This window comes from Chryseobacterium sp. Marseille-Q3244 (genome assembly GCF_940807095.1).
GTDB lineage: Bacteria > Bacteroidota > Bacteroidia > Flavobacteriales > Weeksellaceae > Chryseobacterium.
Window position 1 is genome coordinate 340,115 of record NZ_CALNWX010000003.1, and the last position, 17,891, is coordinate 358,005.

16 protein-coding genes are annotated in these 17,891 nt (G+C 36.4%); 10 read left to right on the forward strand and 6 right to left on the reverse strand.

The window, feature by feature from the left end:
* Positions 1 to 50 precede the first annotated feature (50 nt).
* Together NBX25_RS07310 and NBX25_RS07315 are read left to right on the forward strand one after the other, a co-directional pair.
* Positions 51 to 776 (forward strand): class I SAM-dependent DNA methyltransferase, encoded by a 726-nt coding sequence (locus tag NBX25_RS07310; RefSeq protein ID WP_123908445.1) that lies wholly within the window; start codon positions 51 to 53, stop codon positions 774 to 776.
* A complete protein-coding gene (locus NBX25_RS07315; RefSeq protein WP_123908446.1) occupies positions 776 to 1,486 on the forward strand; it encodes a ZIP family metal transporter in 711 nt (236 codons plus the stop codon). The genes NBX25_RS07310 and NBX25_RS07315 overlap by 1 nt, the downstream gene beginning before the upstream one ends.
* A gap of 80 nt (positions 1,487 to 1,566) precedes the next feature.
* Here NBX25_RS07315 and NBX25_RS07320 read toward each other — a convergent pair whose 3' ends face one another.
* Both NBX25_RS07320 and NBX25_RS07325 read right to left on the reverse strand, forming a co-directional pair.
* Entirely contained in the window at positions 1,567 to 3,000 is a 1,434-nt protein-coding gene (locus NBX25_RS07320; RefSeq protein WP_185145588.1) for an OmpP1/FadL family transporter, read from the reverse strand.
* Positions 3,001 to 3,032: 32 nt separating this feature from the next.
* Positions 3,033 to 4,112, reverse strand: coding sequence for a prolyl-tRNA synthetase (locus NBX25_RS07325; protein WP_250253301.1), 1,080 nt, complete (start codon positions 4,110 to 4,112; stop codon positions 3,033 to 3,035).
* Positions 4,113 to 4,254: 142 nt separating this feature from the next.
* Between NBX25_RS07325 and proS the strand changes: the two genes are divergently transcribed.
* From proS to NBX25_RS07355, 6 genes are all read left to right on the forward strand, one after another.
* Positions 4,255 to 5,730, forward strand: coding sequence for a proline--tRNA ligase (gene proS, locus NBX25_RS07330; protein ID WP_123908448.1), 1,476 nt, complete (start codon positions 4,255 to 4,257; stop codon positions 5,728 to 5,730).
* Positions 5,731 to 5,848: 118 nt separating this feature from the next.
* Positions 5,849 to 7,180 carry an OmpA family protein gene (locus tag NBX25_RS07335; RefSeq protein WP_123908449.1) on the forward strand — a complete coding sequence of 444 codons (1,332 nt, stop codon included), beginning with the start codon at positions 5,849 to 5,851 and terminating at the stop codon, positions 7,178 to 7,180.
* A 113-nt stretch (positions 7,181 to 7,293) separates the two neighbouring features.
* Positions 7,294 to 8,631 carry an Nramp family divalent metal transporter gene (locus tag NBX25_RS07340; protein WP_250253302.1) on the forward strand — a complete coding sequence of 446 codons (1,338 nt, stop codon included), beginning with the start codon at positions 7,294 to 7,296 and terminating at the stop codon, positions 8,629 to 8,631.
* A 286-nt stretch (positions 8,632 to 8,917) separates the two neighbouring features.
* Positions 8,918 to 9,454: a nucleotide exchange factor GrpE gene (locus NBX25_RS07345; protein ID WP_502799742.1), complete on the forward strand. Its 537-nt coding sequence runs from the start codon at positions 8,918 to 8,920 to the stop codon at positions 9,452 to 9,454.
* 101 nt (positions 9,455 to 9,555) lie between these two features.
* Complete coding sequence (gene dnaJ / locus NBX25_RS07350) at positions 9,556 to 10,674, forward strand: molecular chaperone DnaJ (protein ID WP_123859840.1); 1,119 nt, start codon at positions 9,556 to 9,558, stop codon at positions 10,672 to 10,674.
* A gap of 74 nt (positions 10,675 to 10,748) precedes the next feature.
* Positions 10,749 to 11,753, forward strand: coding sequence for a hypothetical protein (locus NBX25_RS07355; protein ID WP_250253303.1), 1,005 nt, complete (start codon positions 10,749 to 10,751; stop codon positions 11,751 to 11,753).
* A gap of 69 nt (positions 11,754 to 11,822) precedes the next feature.
* Here NBX25_RS07355 and NBX25_RS07360 read toward each other — a convergent pair whose 3' ends face one another.
* Positions 11,823 to 12,704, reverse strand: coding sequence for a DUF808 family protein (locus NBX25_RS07360; protein WP_123908452.1), 882 nt, complete (start codon positions 12,702 to 12,704; stop codon positions 11,823 to 11,825).
* Positions 12,705 to 12,859: 155 nt separating this feature from the next.
* On the opposite strand from NBX25_RS07360, the gene NBX25_RS07365 reads away from it, so the two are divergent.
* Both NBX25_RS07365 and NBX25_RS07370 read left to right on the forward strand, forming a co-directional pair.
* Positions 12,860 to 13,345, forward strand: a complete 486-nt coding sequence (locus NBX25_RS07365; RefSeq protein WP_250253304.1) for a tetratricopeptide repeat protein — start codon at positions 12,860 to 12,862, stop codon at positions 13,343 to 13,345.
* A gap of 119 nt (positions 13,346 to 13,464) precedes the next feature.
* Positions 13,465 to 14,340 (forward strand): alpha/beta hydrolase, encoded by an 876-nt coding sequence (locus tag NBX25_RS07370; protein ID WP_250253305.1) that lies wholly within the window; start codon positions 13,465 to 13,467, stop codon positions 14,338 to 14,340.
* A gap of 291 nt (positions 14,341 to 14,631) precedes the next feature.
* On the opposite strand, the gene NBX25_RS07375 is transcribed toward NBX25_RS07370, so the two are convergent.
* The 3 genes from NBX25_RS07375 to NBX25_RS07385 all read right to left on the reverse strand — a co-directional run bounded on the left by NBX25_RS07375 (position 14,632) and on the right by NBX25_RS07385 (position 17,827).
* Positions 14,632 to 15,327 (reverse strand): DedA family protein, encoded by a 696-nt coding sequence (locus NBX25_RS07375; protein WP_123908455.1) that lies wholly within the window; start codon positions 15,325 to 15,327, stop codon positions 14,632 to 14,634.
* An 85-nt stretch (positions 15,328 to 15,412) separates the two neighbouring features.
* Positions 15,413 to 16,525 (reverse strand): peptide chain release factor 2, encoded by a 1,113-nt coding sequence (gene prfB, locus NBX25_RS07380; RefSeq protein ID WP_123911753.1) that lies wholly within the window; start codon positions 16,523 to 16,525, stop codon positions 15,413 to 15,415.
* A gap of 192 nt (positions 16,526 to 16,717) precedes the next feature.
* Positions 16,718 to 17,827, reverse strand: coding sequence for an NAD(P)/FAD-dependent oxidoreductase (locus NBX25_RS07385; RefSeq protein WP_250253306.1), 1,110 nt, complete (start codon positions 17,825 to 17,827; stop codon positions 16,718 to 16,720).
* Between the last annotated feature and the right edge of the window lie 64 nt (positions 17,828 to 17,891).

Consider the following 17,891-nt stretch of genomic DNA (forward strand, 5'->3'; position numbering starts at 1 on the left):
GTTGTAAAATACTTTGCTTTTAAGACCACAAATTTAGTTATTTTTGCATTATGGAATGGTTTGAATCTTGGTTTGATACCCCTTATTATCATTTGTTGTATAGCAATAGAGACTATACTGAAGCTGAAAACTTCATTACAAAACTTACTGCGGATCTACAGCTTCCGCCTCAATCCAAGATCATTGATCTTGCCTGTGGAAAAGGAAGACACTCTGTTTTCCTCAACAAATTGGGGTATGATGTATTAGGTCTGGATCTTTCAAGACAAAGTATTGAATCTGATAAACAATATGAAAATCAAACCCTGATTTTTCAGGTTCATGATATGCGAAACCCAATTGATGCAGATCCTATGGATGCTGTTTTCAACCTGTTTACAAGTTTCGGGTATTTTGACAATGAAAATGATGACAAAAAAGTATTTCAGTCGGTGTACAATGTACTGAAACCGGGAGGATATTTTGTTTTAGATTATTTGAATGAAGAATATGTCAGAAACTCAATAGTTCCCGAAACAGTAATTACCCGTGGTGATATTGATTTTAAGATTTTGAAAAAAATCGAAGGCAGACATGTGATTAAAGATATTCGTTTTGAAACAGAAGGTCAGTCTTTTCATTTCTTTGAAAAAGTAAAGCTTCACACATTGGATGCCATTCATGCTTATGCTTCAGAATGTGGTTTTGAAAGAATAAAAATATGGGGAGATTATCAGCTCAATGAGTTTAATAAAGAAAGTTCCCCACGTTGCATCAATTTATTTAAGAAAAAATAATGGTAACAGTACTTTTACTGATTGTAAGTGTAATAGCCGGAGTTGTGCTGGGAAAACACTTTGGTAAAAAGGAAAAGCTGGCTAAAAATCTATTGATATTAAGTGCAGGTTTCCTGATTACGATCTGCCTGAACGAAGTTTTCCCTGAAGTTTATACCTCTTCAGCAGGCAGCAGTCTGGGAATATTCGTTATTGCAGGAGTTCTTCTGCAAATGATCCTGGAAGCACTTACCAAAGGGTTTGAGCATGGGCATTTCCATCATCATAGTGAGCACAATATTCTACCCATGGCTTTAATGGTAGGGCTTTTCATTCATGCATTTATTGAAGGAATTCCATTGGCCAATGAAGAGCATGAATTATCTCCTTATCTTTTGGGAATCGTCTTCCATAATCTTCCTATTTCATTTATTCTGGGTGCATTCTTATTCAACAGAAAAGGAGAATCAAAGAGTTCATCTTCTTATCCATCTCTATTGATTGTAGCTCTTTTTGCATTGGCATCCCCTATGGGAATGTTATTGGGAAATTATTTCAATCCGGATCTTCAACCTTATTTCTTAGCGATTGTGGGCGGAATATTCCTTCACATTTCATCGGTAATTATTTTTGAAAGCAATAAAAATCACAATATTGATTGGATTAAAATAGGACTGGTGGTATTAGGAGTTTCTCTAGCTCTGTTTATACATATTTTCCATCATCATTAAAACTTATTTTTAGACATAAAAAAAGCTCTGAATTTTGAAATTCAGAGCTTTTATTTTTATTTCATTATCTCAACTGGAAATTAGAATTTCCAACCGACAGTAACAAAGAAGTTATTTCTGTTATTTTTAACGTCTGATACTACTGAGGCAGGGGATGCCACATCAAAATTACCGGAATAATATCCTGTCCCCGCATCTGCATCTCCATATAAAAATACATTTTTATAATTAGAAGTAATATTCTGATATGCTGCATCTACATAAAACTGTCCAAAATCATATCCAATACCAGCTCCTATTGTATTTCTTGAACCTAGGATCATATCACTGTAATTGGTATTTCCAATTGCCCCCGCATTGTTATATGCATTAATTGAAAAGGCATCAAAAGGACTTGAAGCATAAGCATAACCTCCTCTTAGTCTGAAATTTTGAATTCTATATTCTGCTCCAACTTTTACTTCCGATACATTTTTGTAAAGGTCATTGAAAAATGAATTCAAGTCTGCTTCAGCACCACCTCTTACTGTATATTTAGGCTTAGTAAGTCCTAAAGTATAATCCACATTCAATGCAAAGTTTTTATTAGGAACAAAAGCAGCACTCACTGTAGCTTTCATAGGTGATCTGAACGATCTGTCCTCACCATAATTATTATAATAAATATTATTATTATCGTCCTTATTTACATAATACTCACTGTATGCTCTGTCAATATTCCACCAGGTAGGAGTTTCTATAGAGGCTCCTAATCTTAATTGATTACTGATCTTCCCAATAACCCCAATACTTGCTGAAAATCCATTTGAACGTTCAGAATAAGGAGTAAACTGTTTTTTATAGCTATCTACAGAATTATCTAAATCCAATCCGAATAAAGCATGTTCACTTTGGTCAATGCTGGCATAGTGGAAATTTAATCCCGCACCTATATATAAACGATTTTCATAGTTTGCACCAACACCAATATTCATTTTAGACTGATTCCCCAATCTATCGTAATTATGTCCTAGATAAGACATTTTTCCATTCACATTATTCCCATTGGAATCCTTAAGTGATTTAGAAATTATTACATTTTGATTTCCCGGAGATTCTACATAGTTTTCAATAGATTGATTAGAATAGTTAACCCCAATATTGATAAATTTCCATCCGGTCTTTGACATCAATGGGATAGCTATTACTCCACCTGCATTTCCAATATCTGTTTTATTAGAAGTATAATTTACTGAAGATCCTGCTAATGAACTGGTATTTTTATTACTGTTAATTGATAGCGTCCCTGAAGCATCTCCTGAAATAGCAACTCCTAAACCTGCAGGGTTTGTTAATAATGAACTTGCATCACCTCCTAATGCTCCATTTGCTCCTGCCATTGCATTAAACTTAGAAGAACCAACATTAGGAGAATTTGAATAAATCTCAGCAGAGTTTCTAATCACTGATATATCCTGAGCCTGCGCAAAAAAAGCAGCAGAAATACTCATTAATACTAAAGATTTTTTTAACATTATTTTCTTAATAGTTTTTATTAATTTTTAAATTACCTAAATCCGCCGGATCTGAAGCCACCGCCTCCACCTGATGAACCACCAGATCTGAAGCCGCCACCGCCGCCTGAATTAAATCCACCGCCGGATCTAAAACCTCCTGAATCATTAGATCTGAAACCACCATTATTATATCTTGGTTGTGATTGTTGGTAATTCGGTCTTGTTTGAGGATTAGAATTACGGAATCCACCTGCATCACCAGATCTGAAACCACCGGAGTTTCCATTTCTAAATCCTCCTGAATTACCATTTCTGAATCCACCTGTATTTCCATCTCTGAAACCACCATTAGAATTAGAGTTTCTGAAACCACCGTCATTGGTATTTCTGAAACCGGTACTTCTAAATCCTGTATTTGCTGTATTTGTTCTATATACAGCATTATTTATACCTGAATTGCGGAAGCCGCTGTCAGTACCACTTCTTCTATAAGGTCTGTTATAACCACCCCAGTAGCCACCTCCGTAGCCCCAGTATGGGTTACCATAATAACCGCCCCAGAACGGATCATAGAATCCTCCCCAATAAGGAGAATATCCGTAACCCCATGGGCTTCCCCATCCGAAAGAGCCTCCCCAGCCCCAGCCGAATGATCCGCCCCAACCCCATGAAAGACCAGCACCCCAGCCCCAGCCACGGTTCCAGCCCCAATAAGGACTATATCCTCCATACCAGCCCCAAGGAGATCCCCATCCCCAGGAGTTGTCATAGTAATTGGTTTGTGAGCCTGCATACATTCCCCAATCAGAGTTGGTTGCAGTTCCCCAGTTGGCATTCACATCACTCCATTCATTATATCTATTTTGCTGTTCTCTGGAATTCGTCTGTGCATTCTGAATCACATTAGAATCCTGATAGTAGTCGTAATAATCTCCTACTCTATTTCCGCCACCATTAATGATAACTCCTTCTGGCAGCGTATCCTTATTGGGGTCATAATATACCCCATCTGTCTCGCTATACCCTCCCATCTGAGCACCACAAGACATAAGCAATAATCCGCCTGAAATTGCTAATATCCCTTTAGATTTTAGCAGACCAAGCAAATTTTTATGTATATTTCTTTTCATGATAACGTAAAAATTTTTAATTTAAATTATATTTGCAATCTGTACCAAAAATGTACCAATACTGATTAAAAAATCTATCAAAAATAGATTTTTATTTTTAGATAACAATAATGTGCAAAAGTTAAAAAAATTTTAAAAGATAATGGCAAAATTAACCTCAAGAAGCGAAGATTACAGCAAATGGTATAATGAGCTGGTTGTAAAAGCTGATTTAGCTGAAAACTCAGGAGTGCGTGGATGTATGGTAATCAAACCGTATGGCTATGCAATCTGGGAAAAAATGCGTGATGAAATGGATAAAAAATTCAAAGAAACAGGTCACGTTAACGCATACTTCCCGCTTTTTGTACCCAAGAGCTTATTTGAGGCTGAGGAAAAAAATGCAGAAGGTTTTGCAAAGGAATGTGCGGTAGTTACTCACTATAGATTAAAAACGGATCCTGATAATCCTTCTAAACTGATTGTAGATCCGGATGCAAAACTGGAAGAGGAACTTATTGTTCGTCCTACATCTGAAGCAATTATCTGGAATACTTATAAAAACTGGATCCAGTCTTACAGAGATCTACCTATTCTTATCAATCAGTGGGCAAACGTTGTCCGTTGGGAAATGAGAACCCGTCTGTTCCTTAGAACAGCAGAATTCTTATGGCAGGAAGGACATACTGCTCATGCTACAAAAGATGAAGCGATTGAAGAAGCTGAAAAAATGAACAAAGTATATGCAGATTTTGCAGAAAACTTTATGGCAATACCAGTTATTCAAGGATTAAAAACTCCTTCTGAAAGATTTGCAGGGGCAGATGAAACATATTGTATCGAAGCATTAATGCAGGACGGAAAGGCTCTTCAGGCAGGAACCTCTCACTTCTTAGGTCAGAATTTCGCAAAAGCATTTGACGTAAAATTCACTAATAAAGAAGGAAAAATCGAGCATGCATGGGCTACATCATGGGGAACTTCTACGCGTTTGATGGGAGCTTTAATTATGACGCACTCTGATGATTTCGGATTGGTACTGCCTCCAACATTGGCTCCAATTCAGGTCGTAATTGTTCCTATCTTCAAAGGGGAAGAACAATTGGCTCAAATCAGCGAAGTTGCTCTGGAAATTCAGGCTAAATTAAAAGCTAAAGGCATTTCTGTGAAGTTTGACAATGATACTCAGAACAAACCGGGATGGAAATTTGCTGAATATGAATTGAAAGGTGTTCCGGTAAGAATTGCAATGGGACCAAGAGACCTTGAAAATAATTCTGTGGAAATTGCAAGAAGAGACAATCTTACTAAAGAAGTTCGTTCCATCGAAGGTTTAGACTCTTATATTGAAGATTTACTGAAAACCATTCAACAGGATATTTATAACAAGGCAGCCAATTTTAGAAAAGATAACATTACCAAAGTGGATACTTACGAAGAATTCAAAAAAGTTCTTGAAGAAAAAGGAGGTTTTATCTACGCACATTGGGATGGTACAGCTGAAGAGGAAGAACAAATCAAGAACGAAACGAAGGCGACAATCAGATGTATTCCTTTAGATGATGATATCGAAGAAGGTATTTCGTTGATTTCTGGGAAACCTTCTACGAGACGTGTATTATTCGCAAAAGCGTATTAATAATTTTAACAATTTTAAAAAAAATCATTAATTTTCAAAGAAATATTCAAAAAAAAGTGACATTTGGACGGATTTTTGTTTAAATTTATCTCAACATTAATCAAAAAAATTTATTATTATGTCTTTAAATGTCATTGATTTAATTAAAGGACAATTAGGTCCCGCTTTGGTTTCACAGGCTGCATCACAGTTTGGAGAAAGCGAATCCGGTATTTCTAAAGCAATTGGTGGCTTATTGCCTGCTGTAGTAGGTGGATTAGCCAATAACGCAGACAACCCTGGCGTTGTGGATGCTATCACAAAAGCTTCTTCAAGTGGAATCTTAGGAAATCTAATAGGCGGATCGTCTAGTAATCCTATCATTACCAACTTATTATCTTCTCTATTTGGAGATAAAGTAGGCGGATTAGTGAATTCCATTGCCAGTTTTTCAGGAATCAGCAACAATTCTGCAGGTTCTTTGTTAAACCTGGTTACCGGGGCTACAGTAGGCACAGTAGGAAAATATGCAGCCGACAATAACTTGGGGGCTTCGGGTATTTCCAGCTTACTGAATGATCAGAAAGGCATTATTTCTTCTTTACTGCCGGCAGGTCTTTCTTTAGCTTCTTTTGGATTAGGAGCTGAAAATTGGTTCGGTCAGGCTAAAGAAACCGTTTCTTCAGTAACATCTACTGCTAAGGATAACATCGCTGAAGGTGTTGCTACAGCAAGAGAAAACGTGAGTGAAGGAGCAAGAGAAATAAGAGAACAATTTGAAAATAATAACAATAATAATCAAGGCGGAGGCTCAATCTGGAAATGGTTGCTTCCGCTTTTATTATTAATCGCAGCTGGATATTTCCTTTGGAAACAGTGTGAGAAGAAGCAAACGACAACTACAATGACTTCAACCTCAGACTCCACAGGAACACACACAGATACAGTTTCTGCAACGACATCCACACCAGCTACCACAGCTACTCCTGCAACTAAAACCGATGAAAACATCGACCTTAACGGAGTAATGCTGAAAGGATACAAAGGAGGTATGGAAGATCAGATGATTGCATTCCTGAAATCTGACGGATACAAAAATGCAGCTGATGATGCAGCATTGAAAGATAAATGGTACGATTTCGACCATGTAAACTTCAAAATGGGTAGCTCTACTGAATTAGAAACTGGATCACAAGGACAGTTGGATAACTTAGTAGCTATTCTTAAGGCTTTCCCTGATGCAAAAATTAAAATTGGTGGATACACTGATAAAACAGGGAACGAAGCTTCTAACGTAAAACTATCTCAGGCAAGAGCTGATCATATCAAAGCTGCTTTAGCAAAAGCAGGTGTTGGTGCTCAGGTGCTTGGAGCGGAAGGGTACGGAAGTAAATTTGCTAAAGTAGATGCAAAAGCTTCTGATGCTGAAAGAGCTGCTGACAGAAAAATGTCTGTAAGATTTTCTAAATAATCTTTAGAATCAATAAAAATTAAATCCCGGGAATCACTTTCCGGGATTTTTTTATGTCCTTATTTTTGTGTTTACATTTATTTAATTAAATTTGTTAGTCATTTCTAACATTTATGAATTTCAATTTAAAAAGCGCCTGGCGAAAAGATAAAACATCACACTCTTTATCAGAAGTTTATTCTTCTATTAAAGTTCCTAAAAAAGCCAGCTTCTGGAGAAAATACCTTGCGTTTGCAGGGCCCGGACTTATGATAGCCGTAGGATATATGGATCCGGGAAACTGGGCTACAGATATTGCCGGAGGGGCTCAGTTTGGATATACCCTACTTTCGGTCATTCTTATTTCCAATATTTTTGCAGTGGTTTTACAGCACTTATCTGTTAAGCTTGGTGTAGTGGCAGAAAGGGATTTAGCACAGGCCTGTAGGGATCATTTCAATCCTACTACCAATTTTATTCTCTGGGTTTTCTGTGAAATAGCTATTGCCGCCTGTGATCTCGCCGAGGTCATTGGTTCAGCGATAGCCCTAAATCTGTTATTCCATATTCCGTTGACCTGGGGAATTGTAATTACGACGGTAGATGTACTTGTTATTCTTCTCCTTCAGGCAAAGGGTTTCAGATGGATCGAAAGTATTGTAGGTGGACTTATTTTTGTAATTCTAGCCTGTTTTGCCTATGAAATTGTTATTTCCAAGCCTGCTTTTAATGAAATTCTGGGTGGATTAGTACCACAAAAAGAGATCATTCAAAATCCTGCGATGCTTTACATTGCAATTGGTATTTTAGGAGCTACTGTGATGCCGCATAATTTGTACCTTCATAGCAGTATTGTACAAACAAGGGATTACACCCGTGATACGGAGGGTAAGAAAGAAGCTATTAAATTTGCCACTTTAGACAGCACAGTATCTTTGATGTTGGCATTTTTTATCAATGCTGCCATTTTGATCCTCGCAGCTGCAACTTTCCATACTACAGGAAATCAACATGTTGCTGACATCCATGATGCCTACCAAATGCTAACTCCAATTTTAGGAGCTTCAATGGCCAGTATTGCATTTGCAATTGCGTTATTGGCTTCCGGGCAAAATTCTACCCTTACAGGAACTTTAGCGGGTCAGATCGTCATGGAAGGTTTTTTAAATATTAAATTAAAACCATGGCTACGAAGATTGATCACAAGACTTATTGCAGTTATTCCTGCATTAATTGTTGCTATTCTTTATGGAGAACAGGGAACAACAGAATTATTGGTTTTAAGCCAGGTTATTTTATCAATGCAGTTAAGTTTTGCCGTAGTTCCGTTAGTCATGTTCACCAATGACAAAGCTAAAATGGGTGAATTTGTGAATAAACCGTTCTTAAAAGTTTGTGTATGGGTAATCTCGGCAATTATCATTGTTTTAAACCTATACCTGTTGTATCAGACGTTTACAGGAGAGCAATAATTGATATCGGATTTTATGATTTGAGATTTAGGGTATGATGATTCAAAGTTTAAGGTTTAGTGTTTAAGTGTGGGTTATTCAATCTACTTAAATTTAAAATTAGAACTCATTTCCTTCTTTCCCAGTCTTTTATCTTTTATTTATTCATCTATTATCTTTCTACCTCATGTCTAATCATCTCTTGTCAAAATAGCCCATTTATTCCCGTTGTTTTTCTGCCTTAATGTCCTGTTTTTTTCCTTTGGCAGAGTCTTTGTCAAACAATTCAGTAAATAAATATTGAATTATGGAAAATCAGGATATCAACGAAGAAAGCATCAATAATCAGGAAGATAACAACATTCAGAATGAGGCAACGTCTCAGGACAATGTGACAGCAACTCCTTCTGCTGAGGAACTTTTGGCAGAAGAAAAAGACCGTTACATCAGATTATATGCTGAATTCGAAAACTATAAAAAAAGAACTTCTAAGGAAAAAATAGAATTCTTCCAATATGCCAATCAGGATATGATGGTTTCTATGTTGGGCGTTTTGGATGATTTTGAAAGAGCATTAAAAGAAATCGCTAAAAATGGAAATCCATCTGACCTTCAAGGGGTGGAGCTTATCTATCAGAAGTTCAAAAATAAACTTACAGAAAAAGGACTAAAAGCTATGGATGTGAAGGCTGGTGACAGCTTCAATGTAGATTTCCATGAAGCTATTACTCAAATTCCTGCTCCATCAGAAGAGCTGAAAGGGAAAATCGTAGATGTTATTGAAACAGGATATACTTTGAATGATAAGGTAATCCGTTTTGCAAAAGTAGTAACAGGAAACTAGAATTCATAAATGATAAATGATGAGTGATAATTGATGAATGTTTCACTTATTAGCTTTACAATATCTTTTATCATTTATCAACAATCAATTATTAAATTGTCATGTCAAAAAGAGATTATTACGAGGTTCTTGAGATCAGCAAATCTGCATCTGCCGACGAAATAAAAAAAGCATACCGTAAAATGGCCATTAAATTCCACCCGGATAAAAATCCAGGGGATAAGGAGGCTGAGGAAAAATTTAAAGAAGCTGCTGAGGCTTATGAAGTATTAAGCGACGATCAGAAACGTGCCAGATATGACCAATTCGGTCACGCCGGAATGAGTGGAAATGGTGGTTTCGGAGGCGGAGGCTTCGGAGGCGGAATGAACATGGAAGATATTTTCAGCCAGTTTGGAGATATTTTCGGTGGTGGTTTCGGAGGATTTGGCGGTGGCGGCGGTGGCCGTCAGCAGGTGAAAGGTTCTAATTTAAGAATCAGAATCAAGCTGAACCTTGAAGAAATGGTAAATGGAACTCACAAAACCATTAAAGTAAAAAAAATGAAGGTGGCAGAAGGTGCTACTTCAAAAACGTGTCCTACCTGTAACGGTTCCGGTGTTCAGCTTAAAGTGATGAACACGATGTTTGGTCAAATGCAGACTCAGACTACTTGTAGTACTTGTCAGGGAATCGGAAAGGTTGCTGATAAAATTCCTGCCGGAGCTAATGCTCAAGGTCTTATCAAAGATGAGGAGGAAATTACTATTAATATTCCAGCAGGAGCAAGAGACGGCATCCAGCTTAATGTAAGAGGAAAAGGGAATGACGCTCCATTTGGTGGAGTTCCGGGTGATTTATTAGTCATCATTGAAGAGGAAGTAGATCAAACCATCAAGAGAGAAGGTGATAACCTTCACCAGGAATTGTATGTTTCATTTGCTGAAGCTGCTTTAGGAACGAAAAAAGAAATTCCTACAGTAGGCGGAAAAGTGAAAATTACCGTTGATCCAGGAACTCAATCCGGAAAAATTTTAAGATTAGCAGGAAAAGGTCTTCCAAGCATTGACAGCTATGGTAAAGGAGACATGTTCATTCATATCAATGTATGGACACCTCAAAAGCTTACTAAGGAGCAGAAAGACTTCTTTGAAAAGCAAATGTCCAGCGGAGAAATGGTTGCAGAACCATCCGGAAAGGAAAAAACTTTTTTTGATAAAGTAAAAGATTTATTCAATTAATATAAAAGAGGCCTTAGGGTCTCTTTTTTATTTCATCTATTTGTATATTAGCTCTTTATTAAAAAAGTCCGGAAATGAAAAGAATAGTACTTTTTTTATTGCTTTTTACAATCTCATTAAAAGCATTTGGACAACAAAATAATAACAGAGAGTTTAATACTGCCGTAAATCAGTGGTTTTCTGCATGGTCATTATTGTATAAAGACATTTATAAAATTGACAAAATTCATCCTGTACAGTTTGTATTTTTTGATGAAACCTATGTATACTCAACCTCTTCGGTAACCATTCCTAAAGGTGAGTCAATAAAAGGTTATAATCTCCTAAATCTGAAATTAAACTGGAAAAAAAAGCCTCATCATAATTCCCTTACCCTACCTAATAAAAAGACTATTCCTGTAGGAGTTATATCATTTGCATCAGAAGCCCCTTTGGGTCAAAAATCATTTTTTGTAATGCCTTTACCTAGTTTCTGGAAAAAAGCAGGAGTCGAAAGCAAGGAACTGGGGCTGGATAATTTAATCACAGGAGTTTTCATTCATGAGTTTTCCCATACTCAACAAATGCAAAACTTTGGAAAGATTATTACCCAACTTGAAAAACAAAATAATTTTGGAGTCCCTTTCAATGATGACATGGTTCAAGCTATTTTTAGTGAAAATAAAGATTATCTTGATCTATACCAGTCAGAAATAAATACTCTTTATAACAGTATTAGGGATAAGGAACTGAATACAGAGCAACTTATAAAAGGATTGGCTTTAATTAATGACAGACAGACAAAGTATTTTAAAGATCAATATCAAGGACTAAAAGAAATAGATGATATTTTCCTTACCATGGAAGGGATGGGACAATATTCCATGTACTTATGGCTGATCCATCCTAAAGGTGCTAAGATGGATAAAAATATTGCGCTGGATGGAGTCAGACGGAATAAAAAATGGTGGTCACAGGAGGAAGGGCTGGCTCTTTTCTTAATTTTAGAACGACTAAAAGCTTCTGAAACCTGGGCAAAGGATATGTTTGGATCAAAAATTATCACAGCGATTGAGCTCATCAAAGCCAATATGAAGTAAAATTATTAATCAAAAAAAATCCTATACTGAAAATAGTACAGGATTTCTTTATTATCTAAAAGTATCTTTTTATTTTTTCGTAGCCAGTGAATAGATCGCTTTCCCTATTGTAAAAACAAGAACTGCAGCGAGTCCACCTACGATTCCGAAAGTAAATTCTTTTAACATAGCGGGCCACGTTGGTAATAATTCATGCAGGTAGTGAATGTTGTGAGCAAAAATACCTCCTGAGACTAAAATCAGGGCAATTGTTCCGACCACTCCTAAGATTTTAATGATTACCGGTAACGCTTTTACCAAAAAATGTCCAAGTTTGGAAAAGAATCCTTTATCGTGACTTTTTTTGATTAATTTAAAACCTGCATCATCCATTCTCACAATAAGAGCAACGATTCCGTAAACCCCTACCGTTGCAATGAATGAAACAAAAGTTACGGTAAGAATTTGCGTAAGAAGTGGATGCTCTTGTTGGATTACCGTTCCCAAAGCAATGATGACAATCTCAATAGAAAGGATAAAGTCTGTTCTGATTGCGGAATTAATTTTTGCCTTTTCAGAAGCTTCTGAGTTTTCTTCTTCTTTACTCTCCTTTACTACTTCATGACCTTTTTTAGAACGGTGAAATAGAAACTCAATAATTTTTTCTACTCCTTCAAAAGCAAGGTATAGACCTCCCAAAATAAGGATTATTTCAATAGCAGGTTTGTAAAGCCAGTTGAGCAGAAACGCTACGGGAAGAATAATCAATTTATTGATAAAGGAACCCTTAGTAATAGCCCACAATACAGGAAGTTCCCTGGAAGAAAGAAAGCCTGTGGCTTTTTCTGCATTTACAGCCAGGTCATCTCCCAAAATTCCTGCTGTTTTCTGTGTAGCTATCTTACTGGTAACAGCTACATCATCCATCAATGCTGCAATATCGTCTAAAATTGCAAAAAAGCCTGATGCCATATTTTAATGTTTTTTTAATCTTTGTTAAGTTCAGCAAAAATAAATATTTAATTCGATTTTCTGATTCATAATATGACAATAATTTTAAGAATGATGAGAATCATAAAGCAGCACTTCCCTTTCAATATTTTATATCTTTGTTTAAATTCTATGCAATGAATGAAAACTGGGAATTTCAATTACAAGCTATATGGCAGAAGCTTGGAACAATAAATAACGAAGAATTTATTCAACAACTTAAAGATCATATACTCCTACTTGTAGATTCGCAAGCTATTGCAGATTTTGAAATGGCATGTGCTTTTGATTCAACTGGATATGAAAAGGAGGCAGAGCCCTTATATAGGAGGGCATTAGATCTGGGATTATCAGGTTTACGGAGAAGAAGAGCAAGGATTCAACTGGCAAGTACCCTAAGGAATAATGGAAAAATAGAAGAAAGCATTCATATTTTGAGAGAAGAAAAAGCAAATTATTCTGATGAGCTTAATGATGCTGTCGACTCTTTCCTAGCTCTTTCCCTTTCTTCAGCAGGACAATATAAGGAGGCATTATCACTCACCTTAAAAGCAATTTCTCAACATTTACCCCGATATAACCGATCTTTGTATAATTACGCGAATGCTTTGCATAAAGAATGATACTAAAAAATATTCTTTAATAAAAAATACCGTACAACATCCTGAAAAACAAATAAAAACATCATAAAAATCATATCTTTTCGTTATTTCTGCTGTTTCTTTTTCTGTACATTTACTCTATGAAAAAGCTCATTCTCAGGTATCATTTTTTCGTTATGGGATGCATCAGTTTCCTTTTGCAATCCTGTAATACAAAATTCAGAGTTTGGGTTGGCCCTGATGGTCAGCAGAAAATCTACAACTTAAAATACGGAGAGCACAAAAGACAGAAAATGGATGTTTTTCTACCCAAAGATTACGCTGTAGATTCTCCGGTTGTTCTTATTGTACATGGTGGAGCCTGGACATTGGGAAAAAAGGAGCACATGATCCAGATTCAGAAAATGCTTTTCCAGCATAAAATTCCAAGCATCAATATGAATTATCGCCTGGTTTCCCAAAGGAAAAAAATCACTTATAAACAACAGCTTGAAGATATTGGTTCGGTGATTGAGAAATTTAATTCTTTAGCTGAAAAAGCAGAGCTTCAACCCAACAATTATATTATTCTTGGTGAAAGTGCCGGTGGACACCTCGCCTTATTGTATGGCTACCAGCATCCGGACCAAATTAAAAAGATCATTTCTTTAAGCGGTCCTACAGATTTTTATAGCCCGGAGTATCTGAATTCTTTTTATTCAAAATATACTTCACCTACTCTTCAAAAAGTAGTGGGAACCAAGTTTGATCGTAAAAATTTCTCAGAAGCCTTTAAAGAAGCCAGTCCTATTGCTAATATTACCCATGTTCCTACCCTTTTATTTCAGGGAAATCATGATTTTTTGGTGAATCAACACCAGGGAATTGCGCTGGATTCGGCATTGACCCGTATGGATGTTCCTCACAAATTTGTCTTTATGGAGAAAACTGGGCATGCTCCCAGATTTTTCAGCAAAAGAAAAAGAGACAGTATTATTTATCCGAATATTCTGGATTGGATACAAAAGAACCATTAAGATTGTTTAAAGGGTTTAGAATAATTAAAAGGATAAGCCTTCTTAATTCTTCTTTCTTAATGGTATAATGCCTTCAATTTGTCATGCAAAGGTTTTATCTTCTTCATGATACTTTTGGAAGCAAAGAATAGAGTCGACGATTTCTTCTTAGCTCAGTCTAAACAGTAGGGGATATTAAAATAAAAACTTTGCGTACAATTTAAATCAACAAGCTTAGTATGAATCATTAATGCCCATAAAAAAGGCTATCCGTTTCGGGATAGCCTTACATTGTATGTAGATCTTTGAATATTATTCAAAGTCTTTATTTTCGTATTTAGAGAAATCTTCTTTCTTTCCAAACATAAATTTGATAATCACCGGAAGCGTTGTTACCAATACAATAACAATGATGATGTATTCCAGTTTTTCTTTCAGATTGATTCCAAACTGTTCCATGAAAAGTTTATCAAGATAATGTCCTGCGAAGATCAGGATAAATGACCACAAAACGGCCCCAATAATATTATCTCTTAAGAATTCTTTTTTGTCCATTTTTACAATTCCTGCTACAATCGGAGTAAAGGTTCTCACCACAGGTAAGAATCTTGCCATAATGATTGCCAGCGCTCCATGTTTTTCAAAGAAGTCATGAGCCTGATACAGATACTTCTTCTTGAAAAGCATAGAGTCCGGTCTTTTATATAAAGCAGGTCCTGCTTTTCTTCCGAAATAATATCCTACTTCATTTCCAATAATAGCAGCAAGAGCTACTCCGGAGGCAAGAATTGTTGTATCTAAGAAGTCACTTCCTGTAGAACCAAAAGTCTCTTTGATGATTTCAACGGCATAAATTCCTGAAACGAACAATAGTGAATCTCCAGGTAGAAAAAATCCTACAAAAAGACCTGTTTCAGCAAACACAATAAATAAAATAAGCCAAAACCCTCCCATTTTAATGTAAAACTCAGGGTTTAATAAATCCTTCCAGCTATTGAAATCTTCCATATATATTGATGAACAACAAAAATAAGTCTAAAATGTCTGAAACAAAAATTAATTATAAGATTTTAACTAAAATTTTATATGATATTTATAAGTCTAAGTCATCATCGGAAACCGCGGTACCATCGGCCATCAGAAATGCTTTAAGGAAAGGAGTAAGGTTTCCATTCATTACAGCATCCACATCTGATGTTTCATGACCTGAGCGTACATCTTTTACCAGTTTGTAAGGATGCATGACGTAGTTTCTGATCTGACTTCCCCACTCGATTTTCATTTTGTTAGCTTCAATCTCATTTCTGGCCTTCATACGTTCTTCCAATTCCATTTCATATAATCGGGAACGTAAGAGCTGCATCGCTTTTTCTTTATTCTGAAGCTGCGAACGGGATTCTGAGTTTTCAATGATAATTCCGGTTGGAGCGTGACGAAGACGTACAGCTGTTTCTACCTTGTTTACGTTCTGACCTCCGGCTCCGGAAGATCTCATCGTTTCAAAAGATATATCAGCAGGATTGATATTAATTTCGATCGTATCATCTACTAAAGGATAAACATATACGGACACAAAGCTGGTATGACGTTTGGCATTTGAGTCAAAAGGTGAAATCCTTACCAATCTGTGTACTCCGTTTTCGCCTCTTAAATATCCAAAAGCAAACTCACCTTCAATTTCAAGGGTAACGGTTTTCACTCCGGCTACATCTCCTTCCTGGAAATTCAGTTCACGGATTTTATACCCTTGTTTTTCTGCCCACATGGTATACATTCTCATCAACATGGATGCCCAGTCACAACTTTCTGTTCCACCGGCACCAGCAGTGATCTGAAGAACTGCAGATAGCTCATCTCCTTCATTGGAAAGCATATTCTTGAACTCCAGATCTTCGATTTTTTCTACCAATTGAGGGAATGTTTCATCCAGTTCTTTTTCAGAGTCAGGATCTTCTTTGGCAAAATCTACCAATACCTGCATATCTTCAAACTGTGAATGAATCTCATCATAGCTTTCTACCCATTTTTTCTTGGAACGAAGCTGTTTCAGGAAAGCCTCCGCCGTTTTAGGATTATCCCAAAACTCAGGTGCTGCAGTTTTTTCATCATCATTGGCAATTTCTATCTTCTTCTTTTCAATCTGAAGGTATTTGTGTAATTCACCAATTCTGGATTGAACTTCTTTTATCTGGTCGTTGTTAATCACGATTTTTTCTTTTTGCAAAAATAAGGGTTTTCTTTCAGAGTGGAAAGCTAAGCATGCAATGTTCAGGGTTTAAAGTTTAAAGTTTGACGTTTAACGTTCAAGGGTTAGAGTTTAGGGGTATAAAGAGTATAAAATTATAGATCTTAGCCTTCTTTTCTCTATCTCTTATTTGTCGTCTTCTGTCTATTATCTCTACCCTATCATTTCTCCCACAATCTCTCCAATCTTCGGGGCTAATGCTACTCCCATTCCGGAAAGTCGTACAGCACAAAACTGTCTGTCTGAAACTTGCTTTACGATTGAAGTTTTCTCATTTCCCATCGCCATAATTCCTGACCATCGAAGTGCAATTTTGAAATCCTGATTAGGCAAAATAACTTCCTGTAAGAAGTTTTCTAAATGACACTGCAGAAACTCTGTGGTTTCAAGTGTTGTAGTTTCTTCGGTTTTAAAATCCTGATTTCTTCCGCCGCCTAACAAAACTCTGTTTCCTACATTCCTGAAATAATAAAACCCTTCATCATAATGAAAAGTACCTTTCAGCTTTAAGTTTTCTATAGGCTCAGTAAGTAAAATCTGTCCTCTGGCAGGAATTATATTCTCATTTTCCAAAAATGGTGAGCTGAATGCATTGGTACAGTGAATTAATTGATTAGCCTGAATGGAAAGTTCTTCCGAAAGACCAACATTCAATTGCTGGGATGTCTCATCAATATGTCTCACTTCAGTTCCAAACAAAAACTCAATTTTCAATTCATGACATCTTTCTAAAAGTTTCTGTACTAGCTTTCCAGAATGCAGGCTTCCCTCACAGGGATTCTCAATCAAAAATTGAGATTTATGCAGTCCAAATTCTTTTATTTTATGCTGTTGTAAGGAATAGGTGTCTTGAAGTCCGGTTATAGATTTAAGCTTTTGATTGACTTGCTTGATATGCTGCAGGGATTCTTCATTATTCAGAATTTCATATCCTCCATTCAACTCAAAATCTATTTCTTCATTTTTAAAATATCGTGTGATCTTCTGAAGTCCCTCAAACCGCATTTTAACGATATCTAATGTCTTGTCCCAACCCATTTTTTGGGAATCGGCAATAATTTCTGTCAGACTCCCAAAGCATGCAAAACCTGCATTCCGTGTTGAAGCACCTAATGGCACGGCATTTCTCTCAATAATCAATACAGATTTCTCAGGAGATTTCTCCTTAATGGAAATAGCCGTCCAAAGTCCGGAGAATCCTGCTCCAATAATGATAATATCTCTTTTACGATAAAAGGTTTCCTGTTCCCAAATGCTGATCATGAGTGATGAGTAATTGATGTGTTTATAATGAAACAAAAAAGATAATAGACAAAGAGATCCTAGC